This window comes from Actinokineospora baliensis, assembly GCF_016907695.1.
Taxonomy (GTDB): domain Bacteria; phylum Actinomycetota; class Actinomycetes; order Mycobacteriales; family Pseudonocardiaceae; genus Actinokineospora; species Actinokineospora baliensis.
The window spans coordinates 3,719,468-3,732,340 of record NZ_JAFBCK010000001.1; the positions used below are offsets into that span (position 1 = coordinate 3,719,468).

Annotated in this window: 7 protein-coding genes; 3 read left to right on the top strand and 4 right to left on the bottom strand. The window is 70.8% G+C overall.

Going from position 1 to position 12,873, the window contains the following annotated elements; all coding sequences use genetic code 11:
• Positions 1-25 precede the first annotated feature (25 nt).
• Both JOD54_RS17450 and JOD54_RS17455 read left to right on the top strand, forming a co-directional pair.
• Entirely contained in the window at positions 26-2,791 is a 2,766-nt protein-coding gene (locus tag JOD54_RS17450; RefSeq protein WP_204451547.1) for a tetratricopeptide repeat protein, read from the top strand.
• 149 nt (positions 2,792-2,940) lie between these two features.
• A complete protein-coding gene (locus JOD54_RS17455) occupies positions 2,941-3,945 on the top strand; it encodes a hypothetical protein (protein WP_204451548.1) in 1,005 nt (334 codons plus the stop codon).
• Positions 3,946-4,178: 233 nt separating this feature from the next.
• On the opposite strand, the gene JOD54_RS17460 is transcribed toward JOD54_RS17455, so the two are convergent.
• Together JOD54_RS17460 and JOD54_RS17465 are read right to left on the bottom strand one after the other, a co-directional pair.
• Positions 4,179-6,359 carry an ATP-binding cassette domain-containing protein gene (locus tag JOD54_RS17460; RefSeq protein WP_204451549.1) on the bottom strand — a complete coding sequence of 727 codons (2,181 nt, stop codon included), beginning with the start codon at positions 6,357-6,359 and terminating at the stop codon, positions 4,179-4,181.
• A gap of 4 nt (positions 6,360-6,363) precedes the next feature.
• Positions 6,364-8,214 carry a protein kinase domain-containing protein gene (locus JOD54_RS17465; RefSeq protein WP_204451550.1) on the bottom strand — a complete coding sequence of 617 codons (1,851 nt, stop codon included), beginning with the start codon at positions 8,212-8,214 and terminating at the stop codon, positions 6,364-6,366.
• 221 nt (positions 8,215-8,435) lie between these two features.
• On the opposite strand from JOD54_RS17465, the gene JOD54_RS17470 reads away from it, so the two are divergent.
• Positions 8,436-11,168: a tetratricopeptide repeat protein gene (locus tag JOD54_RS17470; RefSeq protein WP_204451551.1), complete on the top strand. Its 2,733-nt coding sequence runs from the start codon at positions 8,436-8,438 to the stop codon at positions 11,166-11,168.
• A gap of 28 nt (positions 11,169-11,196) precedes the next feature.
• Here JOD54_RS17470 and JOD54_RS17475 read toward each other — a convergent pair whose 3' ends face one another.
• Positions 11,197-11,883, bottom strand: a complete 687-nt coding sequence (locus JOD54_RS17475) for a nitroreductase family protein (RefSeq protein WP_204451552.1) — start codon at positions 11,881-11,883, stop codon at positions 11,197-11,199.
• Positions 11,884-11,933: 50 nt separating this feature from the next.
• A complete protein-coding gene (locus JOD54_RS17480; RefSeq protein ID WP_204451553.1) occupies positions 11,934-12,824 on the bottom strand; it encodes a hypothetical protein in 891 nt (296 codons plus the stop codon).
• Between the last annotated feature and the right edge of the window lie 49 nt (positions 12,825-12,873).

Below are 12,873 nucleotides of genomic sequence, written 5' to 3' on the forward strand. Positions count from 1 at the left end.
GCCCCGTTCCCGCCATCATGCCGACATGAGCGTGGTCTTCCTGAGCTACACCTGGTCCGACCTCGCCCACGTGAACCGCATCGACCGCGCCCTGCGCCGGGAACCGGGCGTCCGCGTCTTCCGCGACACCGATATCGCCACGTTCGACCGCATCACCGCGACACTCGCCGCCGAGGTTGACGCCGCCGAGTTGTTCGTCGTCTTCTACTCCCGCCGCTATCCGACCAGGTATGCGTGCCAGTGGGAGCTCACCCGCGCGTTCCTCGGTGCGCACGGGGACCCCATGGGGAAGATCCTCGTGATCAACCCCGAGCCCGATGAGCACCACATCGCCCCGGTTGAGCTCACCGATGCGGGCTACTACGACTGGTACCGCGATCCCGACCCGCGCAAGGTCGCCGCGCTCGTAGCGGGCAAAGCGGGTTCTCCCAGCGTGGGCCTAGTCACCAACGACCTGGATCCGGAAGTCGTCAAGCCCAGGCGGTTCGTGGGGCGGTACCGTGAGATGTGGACGGTCCACAGTGCACTCCACGGCGGCTTGCTCTCGGCGGTGACCAAGCCGTACGGACACTCCGTCGCCGTTCTGAAGGCGCCCAACGGTATGGGCAAGAGTGCGACCGCTCGCCACTACGCCTTCCTCTTCCGCGACGCCTATCCCGGCGGTGTGCTCTGGTTGAACATGGACGGCAGCGGGTTGCGGATCGCGGGGAAGGATGTGCTGACTCACTTCGCCGAGCAACTGAGGGCCGCCGCGCGGTTCGGCAACCGGCTCGCGGATCTGCCGCCGGACCGGGTTGGGCCCGCCGCGGCGGGGCTGCTCACCGAGGACGTGCTGATCGTCGTCGACGACCTCCCGCCCGGGTTGACCGCCGACGTGCTCGACCAGTTGGTCGTCCCCTCGCCGCGCGCCCACACGCTGATCACCGCGCGGTCCATCACCGCTCAGTGGCCGGTCACCCACGTCGAACTCGGCGGCCTGGACGGCGCCGAGGCCGAGGAGTTGTTGCGGGCTCAGTGGCACGACCTCGACGACCGTGAGCGGGACGCGATCCACTCGCTCGCCCAGAGTTGCGGCGGTCATCCAGAAACGCTGTCCATCGCGGTGAGCAGGCTCGCCGCGGCGCGGGGGACCGGAGCCATCGAGCAGTTCGACGAGGAGTTGGCGGCGATCGCGCGCGGCGGCGTCGACCTGCACGCCGCACAGGTTGACGCACAGTCCAAGGTCGCCCGGCTGGTCCTCGGGTTCACCGCGGCCCTCGCCGACGCGCCGTTCAGCGGCGGGCTCGTCGCCACCGGGCTCGTCGCGGGTGGGCGGGCGACGGCGGTCCAGGTCGCCGCGGCACTGTCCGAACTCGCCGAGCAGAGCCTCCTGCGGCGCGTCGACCCGGACGGCTGGCAACCGCAGTCGCTCGTCGCCGACGCGACCCGCGGCGAACTCGGCCCCGACACCTGCGGTGACCTGGCCAGGCTCGCCGCGCGCACCGTCGCCGCCGCGTTGCGGACCGAACCGGTGGACCGCCGCCTCCTGCTGCACGCCCGTGTCCTGGCCGGAAACGCCGCCCTGCCAAGGGATGAAGCCTTGGAACTGCTCCGGTTGACAGCGCGCAGGCACGAGGACCTCGGCGACGCGCCCTCCGCCCGCGACGCCATCGAGCAAGCGATTCGCCTGGCAGGCCTGCTGTGCGCGACCGGCGACCTGCTCACCGCGGCACGACTCGCCGTCGCCGCCCGCGACCGGGCCGCGATCACCCACGCCACCCTCGCCGTCGACCGAGCCGCCACCTCGGGTGACCGGGAAACCGAGTACCGCGCCAGGTTCCTCGCCGCGACCGCCCACGACCACGCGGGCGACTACCACGCCGCCGACGCCGTGCTGCCCGACGCGATCCCGGGATGGCTGCCGGAAACCGAGCGACCAACCGCCCTGGTGGCGCGATCGGCGGCCCTGCGCCGCCGAGGCCGGTTCGCCGAAGCGCTCGCCGTGATCACCGAGGTGCACCCCGAGATCCGCCGTGAACACCCCGGCGGCGCCCACCGGGGACCCTGGCCCGCGGCGACCGTCGAACTCGCCGCGACCCTCGTGCTCGCCGGGGAGGTCGACCGGGCACGGGACCTCGCCCGGTCGGTCGTCGACCTGTTCGCCGAGGTCGGCCTCCCCGAGCACGGCGTCGCCAAAGACGCCGAAGCGACCGCGGCGGACGCCGACGTCGCGATCGCGTTCGCCGACTGGAACTGGACCGACGAGCGGTGGCGCGCGGCGACCGACCGGCTCGGCGTGCTCGCCGCGAGGTCGGGGGAGTGGTTCGGACCACACAACCCCCGAACCCTCGACCTGCGCGTGCGGCACGCGCGCGCCCTGGTCGCGAGCAAGCAACCCGGACCCGCGCTGGACCTGTTGTCCCCGTTGGACACCAGCTTGATCGACGTCCTCGGTGCCGATCACCCGCTGCGGCTGCGCGCCCGTTCGACGGTGGGTGCGGCCCGGGTCGCCGTGACCGACTGGGAGCGTGCCCGGGAGGTGCTCGCCGATGTCCTGCCGCGCCAGGTGGCCGTCCTCGGTGAGGCCCACGTGGACGCGATCTCGACCCGTTTCGAACTGGGCATCGCGACGCTCGGGTGCGGACGCCGGGCCGAGGCTTGCGCCCTGGCCGACCGCGCGGCCCGGTTGCAGCGCGACAACTACGGCGCGACCACCGAGCAGGCGTTGGAGATGACCATGCTCGGCGCGAGCTTGAAGGTCACGCCGCGCTCGTTGCTCGCGGGCCTGGTCCGGCTCCGCAGGCCCCGGTAGCGGGCGCGCGCGTTGCGGCGGTCGGGTGAACCCGGCCGCCACGGCGCAACACGCGGGTGCGGGTGAGCGAACAGCTATCGCGTGCGCGCCAAGATGGCCCGCGCGGGGCACCACGACCTCCCCGGCCGGTGTCCGCGGAAAGGACCCGCATGCCGATCACCGCCGAGGCACTCGTCACCGACCTCAAACCGTTGCGCCAACGCCGGGGCCTGGGCAGCCCGCACGTCGCGCGGCAGATCACCGACCGGGTGCGCCAGGTCTTCGGACTGCACGGCGACGACGCGCGGGTGGTCGCCGTACTGGCCGAACAGTTGCGCGAGTTGGCCGAACCGTTACCGCACGACCTGCGCCAGGCCGTGCTCATCGCCTACGCCCTCACCCCGCACAGCAGACTGCCCACGCTGACCGACCGGATCGACCTGATCGCCGGGGAGCTCGACCGCGACAGCCGCACCGTGATCCGCCGCATCGACGACGGCCTGCTGCTCATCGCCCAGGGCGCGCTCGCCCGCCACGAACGGCTCCCCGAACCCCCGCCCGCCGACGTCCAGCCTTGGCGCACAACGACACTGTCGAGCACGGTCGTGCTGGACCAGGCCACACCGCAGGTGTACGAGCGGTGGCGGATCCTGGTCACCGGCCAGCCGTTGAGCGCCATCGACCTCGAGTTCTCCGTCCCGGTCGGTACCGACGACAGCGGCCTGTCCCCGGACAACCCCCACCTCGACGTCCTCTACGGCGGCACGCTGACCACGCACCTGCGCCACTCCCGGTCCCGCCTCGGCTACGGACTGGTGCTGCCGAGGGAACTCGCGCCCGGCGCCGAACACGAGTACCACCTGCGCTACACCTTCGCCGACCGCGCGACGATGTCGTCGTTCTACCTGTGCACGCCCCGCTTCCCCTGCTCCCGCTTCGACCTGCGCGTCCGCTTCGGCCCCGCCAACACCCCCGCCAAAGCCTGGCGAATAGACGGCGTCCTGCCGACCGAGGTGGACGACCACACCGCCCCCCGAGAACCCCTCGACCTCGACCCGGTCGGCGAGGCGCACCTGAGCTTCACCAACCTCAAACCCCACCTCTCCTTCGGCGCCGCCTGGACCCAAGACCCCCTCACCGCCGACCCCGACCCGCTCGGGCCAGACGGCGGGTAGGTAGCAACGGGAACACCGCCCCGAGCGCGACCAGACCTTCCGCTGGCTGCAGCCACCACTGACTGCGCCGCCGTGGGTGGTCCGGGCAATGCCATGAGGTCTCCTGCGGCTGGCGTGGCCCCATGGCCCCACCGGTTGGGATTGTCTGGGCGCCTCCCAGTGGCACACTTGTTGCGCGGCAACGGTGGACCGCGGTTGCCTCCGGGCGGTTCGGCCGTCTGGCCTGGGCGCCCTCACCGCCCACCCCGACCGGATCGGGCCAAGCGGCGGGTGAGTAGCAACAGGAACACTGCCGCGAGCGCGACCAGTACGCCCCCCGACAGCAGCCACCACGGTGGGCTGTGGTGCCACAGGGGGTCGTCCTGCATGCCCGGCAGCGCACTCAAGTCTACAGTGGATGCCCCCGCCGCGTAGCCCCACCGACTGGGAGCCAGCCAGGACACCTGTGCCAGTACCACCCGACCCGTCACCGGGATCATGCCGCCGCAGAGGACGAGTTGGGCCATGACGACCACCACGAGTACCGGCATCGCCTGTTCCGCCGAGCGCACCACGCTGGACAGGAACAACGCCGCCGCGCACGAGGTGAAGCCGGTCAGGGCCGCGGCGACCGCCAGCTCCAGTGCCGGGTTCACCAACACCACCGCCGACTCCGGGGCGGGTTTCACCAACACGGTCCCGCCGACCAGCAACGTCGCCTGCGCCGCGCACACCACCGCGAACACGACCGCCTTGGCGACGACGTAGGCGCGCACCGGTAGACCCGCCGCGCGTTCTCGGTGGAAGATCGCCCGTTCCGCCACGATCTCCCGGATCCCGCACGCGCCACCGGTGAACGCCGCGCCCACGAACAGCAGTACCAGCAGTTGGCCCGCTTCGCCTGGGTCGTCCGGATCCGGTGGTCCGAACCCGCCCTTCCCCGGCACCGCCAAAGCCAGCACGGCCAGCACCAAAGGCATGCACAGCAGGAAAGTCGCATAGGCTCGGTCCGCTGCGATCAGTGCAATGTGCCGGATCACCAGGGTTCGGGCCTGCGCGCGCCATGAGCGCACAGCAGGCGCAGGCGCCGAGCCCGTCCCCGCTGGACGTCGTGGGGCTGGTGTGCGCAGGGGTTCCGGCGCGCTGTGCCGTGAGGCTTCCTCGAAGATCTCGGCCCAGTCGGCTGTACCGAAGCGCACCCGCAGGTCGGCCGGTGGTCCCAGGAAGATCGGCACGCCGCCCGGTGCGGCCAGGATGAGGATCCGGTCGCACCAGGCCAGGTTGTCGGTGCTGTGGGTGACCACGACCACCGACCGCCCCCGGTCGGCGATGGACCGCAGGGTGGCCATGATCTGCCGGTCCAGGTTCGGGTCGAGGCCGGAGGTCGGTTCGTCGAGCACCAGCAGCGGGGGAGAGGTCAGCAGTTCCATCGCGATCGACACCCGCTTGCGCTGACCGCCGGACATGTCCTTGACCCGCGTACCCGCGTGCTCCAGGAGGTCCACTTGCGACAGTGCGCCGTCCACGACGTCCCTGCGCTCCGCGCGCCCTGTGTCAGCGGGCAACCGCAGCGCGGCGGTGTGCGCGAGTACGGCGCGCGCCGACAACGACGTGTGCAGCACGTCGTCCTGCGGGACGGTCCCGATCAGGGTCCGCACGGCACCGTGACCGCACATATCGGTGCCGTCGTAGGTCACCCGCCCCGCACTCGGCGCCAGGTCGCCTGTCATCACCTTGAGCAACGTCGACTTGCCCGCCCCGGAAGGACCGACGACCGCGACGAACTCGCCGGGCGCGATGTCCAGCGACACCCCCGAGAGCAGGTTCCGCCCGTCGGGCAGCGACAGCGTCACGTCGTCGACCACCAGGTGGTGCGCCGACCGCGGGACCTGGCTCAAGCCGTGCTCGGCCACCACGACCTCGCTGGACCCCAGCGTCAGCGTGTCACCGACCCGCGCCAGGGTGCTCCCGGTGATCGCCGCGCCGTTGAGCAGCGTCGGGTTGCGCCCGCCCAGGTCGGTGACGAGCCAGTCGTCGCCGCTGCGGCGGGCCGCCGCGTGCCTGCGCGAGACCATCGGGTCGACCAGGACGATGTCGTTGTCCGGCGCGCGCCCGATCCGCACCTCACCACCCGGCGCGCGCTCACCGACGTGCAGCACCACCTCCACCGCGTCGGCCAGGCGCACCACGGTCTCCTGGCCGACGGTGAACCGGGACACGCGCTCACCGCGCAGGCTGGTGCCGCCGGAGGACGAGCGGTCGCGGACCACCCACCCGCCGTCGTACTCGGCGAGCAGGTGCTCCCGCGACACGGCCGGGTCGTCGACCACCACCTCGCAGGTCGGCGCCCGGCCGATGCGCACCACCACCCCCGGCGCGAACGCCCAGCGGCGCGCGCCGGAGGTGACCACCAGGTCCCGGTCGGACGGTGCCACCGGCTCAGCCGGTGGTGGTCGTGGTGCTGGGGCTGGAGCTCCCGCTGGACCCGCTGCTCGGCCGCGGCGGCAGACCCGACACCGGCACCTCGCTGGCCAGGCCCAACAACTTCGCCTCACCGAGGACCAGGAGGTTTCTCCCGCAGGTCTCGGCCTTGCTGGTGACGATCCACTGGAACTTCAACCGCAGCACGTTGGTCAGGTCCAAGTCCAGCGGCTCGACCTTGCCGAACTCGATCGGCTGGCTGATCAGTTGCCGCCCGTCGGCGAAGACCTCCAACTGCAACTTGAAGTCGGTCATCTGAGCGTCGTCGGCGATGCCCACCGAGGTCACCAACCGCCGGAAGCCCTTGGAGAGATTGTACTCCACCGACACTGATCTCGACGTGCACGAGTAGTGGGAGTAACCGCCCCAGGCCAGCGAGTGGAGGAACTGCTTGCCACCCATCGCCTTGGTCCCGTTGTCGGACCACTCACCCAAGGTGGTGGGCAGCTCGTCCAGGTACACCGTCACGGCGGGACGGGCGACGACCAGCTTGACCTTGTCGTCCACCTTCTCGCCTGCGGCGGGCTCCTGGGTCAGCACCGTGCCGTCGGGACTCTTGTCGTCGATCTGGTCGACGATCTCGACCTCCATGGACTGCGGGAGCTTGTCGCGCGCCTCGCCCAGCTTCAGCCCGACCAGGTCCGGCATGGACTCCAGCCGGATCTCCGGTTTCGTCGTCCGCTGCGCCGAGGTTGTCGTCCGCCCACCTCGTGCGGACGTCGTCTCGGAGGTCGGCTCCGAGCCGCTGTCGCCCGAGTCCGAACTGGTCGGGTTCGCGGCGTTCTCCCGTGTCGCCAACGCCCAGCCCCCACCCGCAGCCACGACGAGCAGCACCGTGGCGGCGGCGATGATCGGCAAGCGCTTGCGCTTCTTGCGCGGGGCAGGCGGGCCGACCGGTCCAGGCATGCGCAGCACCGTTTCGTTCGTGTTCCCCTGCCCCATCGGCAATCCCGGCGGCGGCGCCTGCAACCGGGGCGCGACCGGGATCTGCGCCTGCCAGAACCGCTGCGCCAGGCTGGCGAGCGCGGCACTGACCTGCCCCGCCGACTGGGGTCGCGCGGCAGGGTTCTTCTGCAGCAGGCTCCAGATGACGTCCCACAGTTCGTCGGGGATGCCGTCCGGGCGGCCGGGCAGCTTGTCCGCGTGGCTGCGCAGCACCTGCAGCACCGACTCGCCGTGGAACGGCGGGACACCGCAGCACATCTCGTAGAGCGTGATGCCCAGCGAGTACAGGTCCGCGGCGGGCGTCACGGACTGGCCGTCGGCGACCTCGGGGGCCGCGTACTGCGGCGTGCCCGCCATCACCGTGCTGCGCCCGACCCGGGACCCCTCAGCCATCTTCGCGATCCCGAAGTCGGTCAGCCTGGGCGTGCGGATCGGTGCCGCGTGGTCCATGAGCACGTTCTCGGGTTTCACGTCGCGGTGCACGATGCCCGCCTGGTGCACCGCGTGCAGCGCGTTGGCGATCCCGGCGCCGATCCTGGCCACCTCGGCTGGCAGCAGCGGCCCGGTCGCCGTCAGCTGCTCGCGCAACGTCCCGCCGGAGACCAGGTCCATCACGATCGCCGCCGTGTTGCCCTCGATCACCAGGTCGTGCACGGCGACCAGGTTCTCGCCGCGCAGCGCGACCAGGATGGACCGTTCCTGGTGGAACCGGGAGACGAAGTCGGCGTTGTCCACCAGATCCCCGCGCAACAGCTTGAACGCGTACTGGTGCCCCTGGTGGTCGGTCCCCCGGTAGACCTGCCCCATCGCGCCGGAACCGAGGAGTTCGCCCAGCGTGTACTGGCTCCCCAACGCACGATCCATGGTTGTTCCCTCACATCCTCGCCGCGCGGCTGCCCACCCGCAGACGCGTCATGCCGCCCTCCCCGGAGCGGACCGGCTAATCGGAACACCCGGGTGCGACGCGCGTACAGGACAACTTCCGGAAGAAAGCAGGACAAAAGGCAAAGTACGCCGTGGTGCGGAGTTGACCCCTTTTGTACCAAGGTAAGCATTCGCCTGCCGAGTCGGTCTATGGTCGCCACATGGAGCGCCTTCTCGACATCTTCTTGTCCTACAGCGGTGATGACCGCGAGCGCGCGGAGCAGCTCTACGCCGCGTTGACGAAGGCGGGGCTGAAGGTCTTCATGGACAAGCGCGACATCCACCACGGGCACAGCATCACCCGCGATATAGAGACCGGCCTGCGCACGTCCAAGACCCTGCTCGCCTACTACTCCAACTCCTTCGCGCACCGGTCGGCCTGCCAGTTCGAACTGCACCACGCCTACCTGTCGGCGTTGCGCGCCAACGAGGTCGAGCGGCGCATCCTGGTGATCAACCCGGATGACCCGGCCACCGGCCACCTCGGTCCGCTGCACGCGCGCGCCCACCGGTACTGGAACACCTGGACCTCCGACCGGGAACTCGCCGAGCTGGTCGCGCAGGTGAAGGTGGCCGTCGACCTGGTCGGCACACCGTTCCCCGGGTTGAGCTTCGCCGATCCGGTGACACCGCGGGAGAACGCGGCGACCGTGCCGACCGCCACGTTCGTCGGCAGGTACGGCGACCGCTGGCGCCTGCACAGCGCGCTGCACCGCGGGGAGGAACCACTGGTGGAGGTGACCAGCGGGCCGCCGATCGCCGCCGTGAGCGGGATGACGGGGATCGGCAAGACCGCCTTGGTGCGCTCGTACGCCCGCGACTTCGGATTCCTCTACCCAGGCGGCGTGTACTGGATCTCGCTCGCCGGGGCGAGCGATGTCGACCTCCGGTACTGGTACACCGCCGAGTTGGCCGCGCTCGATGAGTCCATTGTGGATCGTTCGAGGTCCGGTGTGCTCGCCTGGTGGCGGCAGCACCTGGACCTGCCGTCGTTGTGGGTGATCGACGACGTGCCGAGCGGTCTCGCCGAGGGGGCGTTGGCCGAGCTCGTGCTGCCCGCGTCGAACGTGCACACGATTCTCGTTGCGCGGCAGGAGTTCCCGCCTGGGTTCGCCGACCAGGTCCGCGTGCGCGGGTTGGTGCCGGAGGACGGGCGGGAGCTGTTCACCGCCTACCAGAAGCACTCCGAGGAGGAGGCCCTCGCCGTTGACGAGTTGGTCGCGAAGCTGGGCGGGCACCCCTACGCCATCCTGCTCGCGGCGGACGGCTCCCGCGGGCGTGAAGGGCTCTGGGAACTGCGGGACCGGGTCGCTGATCTGACTTCCGACGCCGCCGTGCTCGACGTCGCGCTCCTGGCGGTGCGGCGAAGCATCGAGGGGATCCCGGGTCCGCAGCGCCTTATCCTCGCCCTGGCCGCGATCTGTGCGTCAACGCCGCTACCCGCTCGCTTCGTCGACAGGGTCCTCGCCGCGCTCGCCCCCGGTGTCGCCACCCACACGCTGCTCGCCGAGCTGGACAAGGCTCACCTGGTCGAGCGGGTGGGCGCCGCGTGGCAGGTCCACAACCTCGTCCGCACCGCCGCCAGGCAGGACGCGGAGCCGAGCACCCTGCTCTCCACAGCGGTTGTGGCAGCCCATGAACTGCTGCAACTCGCCGACGGCACAACAGGTCTCGTTGAACACGCGGTCGCTCTGCTCGACCACGTCGTCGGATCCGCCTACGTCGAACCCCTCAACGTCCTCGCCGCCGCGCACTACGAGTCCCACGGTGAACCGGTCTTGGCGGCCCCGCTGCACGAGAACCTCGCCGACCTGCGACCGGACACGCCCCGCCACCTGGTGCGAGCCGCCCAGGCGAGACGGGCCGCTGGGCACCTTGCCGAGGCGACGGCCCACCTCGACCGCTTGGATGCGCTGGACCTCGACCCCCCGACGCGCCTACTCGTCACCTCGCTGCGCGCCACGGTCCTGGACGACCTCGGTGCGCACCGCGACGCCGAAGTCCGGTGGCGCGAGGTCCTCGCCGGTCCGCTGCACGCGCTGACCGACGTCGAGCAGGTCGAGATCCGCACCGCCCACCTCCGCAACGTCCGCCTCCTCGGACACCTGCGGCGAGCTCGCGACCTGGCCCGTGAGCTCGTCCGAGCGGCGGTGCCGTTCGAGGTCCTCGTCCCCGCCCACCTGGAACTCGCCTGGTTGGAGGCCGACATCGGCGACCGGGAAGCCGCCCGCTCCACCGCCCGCCGGATCGTCGACCACTACCGCGACCGGGGGATGCCAGAGCACCAGCACGCCGTCGACGCCGCCACCCTCCTGCACGCCGCCCACCTGAAGATCTTCATCCTCCAGCCGATCCCCGGAGCCGAGCAACGGGCGGCGGCGGAGGCCGAGCTGCGCGACCAGTTCGCCATCACCCGCCACCGCCACGGCCCGGACAACCCGAAGACCCTCGCACTCGCCGTGACCCACATGGAGGCCATGGTGGGCGTGGGCAAGTGGCCCGAGGTGCTGGACCGCTACCGAGACCTGCCCGACCTCCTCTCCCGCCGCCTGGGCCCGACCCACCGGTTGTGCCTGCGCTCCCGCCACTTGATCGGCCTCGCCCACAACGGCCTCGGTTACTACGCCACGGGTGGCGCGATCTTCGCCGAGGCGTACGAGGCCCAGTTGGCGGCCATGGGCCCGACGCACCCCTTCACCCTGGAATCCCACTACGAACTGGGCCTGGTGAAGTGGCACGGCGGTGATGGTTCCGGCGCGCGGGAGATCTTCCACGCGGTGAAGGCGGGCGCCGACCAGGAGATCGGCCGGGCCAACGACGTCTACGGCAAGGCGTTGACCGCCATCCCGTTGTCCTTCCTCCCTGGTGGGTTCTTGCGCTGGTTCCGCAGCTGAGTGCGGCCTGCCTCGGTGGCGACGGTCCTCACACCTCGACGATGACCTGGTCCAGACCCTTGCGGACCAGGTCGGGGACCACGGCGTCCGGTGCGGGGTAACCGATCGGGATGACCGCGAACGCCTTCTCGTTGCGCGGCCGGTTGAGCACCTCGGACAGGAACCGCATCGGGCTGGGCGTGTGCGTCAGCGCCGCCAGTCCGGACAGGTGCAGCGCGGTGAGCAGCATCCCCACCGCGATACCGACCGATTCGCCGACGTAGTAGTGCTTGTGCTGCTCGTCCCCGTCGAGGAAGTACCGCTGCTCGAACACCACAAGCAGGTAGGGCGCGTCGGTGAGGTGCGGCTTGTGCATGTCGGTCCCCAGCGGCAGCAGCGCCGAGAGCCACTCCTCACCCAGGCGCCCGTCGTAGGAGAGCCGCTCCTCCTGTTCGGCCGCCTCCCGGATCCGCGCCCGCACCACGGGATCCTTGACCAGCACGAACGTCCACGGCTGCTGATGCGCCCCTGACGGCGCCGTGGCCGCCACCGCGATCGCGTCGAGCACCAACTGCTCCGGCACCGGCTCCTCGGAGAACGCCCGCACCGTCCTGCGCTGCTGCATCCGCACCCGCAGGTCGGCCGCGACCCGCAACGCCTCCTCCGCCGGAATCCGCTCCGGCCGGTAGGGCACCGGCGTGTAGGGCTTGCTGTGCATGGGCGACCAGGTAGCCATTGCCCGATCGTAACCACGGTCCTTCCGATCACGCCAGATGCGGCCGCGGGTCAGCAGGTGTTCGGCTGGTTCCAGCGGTGGAACTCCTTGGCCCCCAGCGGCCGCCCATGCACCTCGGACACCGGGTCCTGCGAGTTGGTGTAGTACCGCTTGTACCAGTCGACGTCGGACTGGGTCATGGCCTGGGCGGTGAGCATGTAGTCGTTCTCCTCACCGGGGTTGCCGACGTAGATGTTGTTGGCCGTCCACGTGCCGTCGCCGTGGAAGTCGATGGGCTGTTCGTAGAAGACGTTGGGGCTGTCGACCTGCCGGACCAGGATCACCGCTCGGCCTTCCGGCGGAACCGTGCCCCAGCCGCTGAGGTCCGTGCAGTAGGTGACCGGTCCCGTTGTGCTGAAACCGAAAGCGGTCGGTGGCGGTGGCGGTTGGTTCGTCGTGGTCGTGGTGATCGGGATGACCACTCTGGTCGTGGTGGTGGTCGAAGCCGGGGTCGTCGGCGCGGGTACCGGGTTCACCGGGGTGGACGACTGACCGGCGGCGGTCGTGGTGGTGGTCACCGTGACCACGGACGTGGTTGTCGTGGCCGTGACCGCTGTGGTGCCGCCACCCGAGGCGCCCGACGCCGGTGGCGCGACCGGTGCCCGCAGCGTCGCCCCGACGAGCACCCCACCGCCCGCGCCGACCACCACCAGGACCACCTGCACCAACACCGACAGTGCCGTTCGGCGGCCGCTGTGCTCCCGGAACAGGACGTACGCCAGGATCACCGCGCCGATCACCACCGTCCCCGCGCCCGCGGTGACCAGCGCCCACACCGCGTTCTCGGTGAACGGCTGGAAGAACTGCTGCAACGCCGCACAGGCCCCGAAAGCGGTCGCGTACACCGACAGCAGGCGGTACAACCGCCGCTTGCCGTCGGGTGAGAGGAACGGCTTGGCCATGTGATCACCTCACCTGGTCAGTCGCTGCCCGCTCGGTGTCCGTTAACCC

Coding starts and splice junctions, on each gene's coding strand:
- JOD54_RS17450 (WP_204451547.1), top strand. CDS start 26: ATGAGCGTGGTCTTCCTGAGCTACACCTGGTCCGACCTCGCCCACGTG.
- JOD54_RS17455 (WP_204451548.1), top strand. CDS start 2,941: ATGCCGATCACCGCCGAGGCACTCGTCACCGACCTCAAACCGTTGCGC.
- JOD54_RS17465 (WP_204451550.1), bottom strand. CDS start 8,214: ATGGATCGTGCGTTGGGGAGCCAGTACACGCTGGGCGAACTCCTCGGT.
- JOD54_RS17470 (WP_204451551.1), top strand. CDS start 8,436: ATGGAGCGCCTTCTCGACATCTTCTTGTCCTACAGCGGTGATGACCGC.
- JOD54_RS17475 (WP_204451552.1), bottom strand. CDS start 11,883: ATGGCTACCTGGTCGCCCATGCACAGCAAGCCCTACACGCCGGTGCCC.
- JOD54_RS17480 (WP_204451553.1), bottom strand. CDS start 12,824: ATGGCCAAGCCGTTCCTCTCACCCGACGGCAAGCGGCGGTTGTACCGC.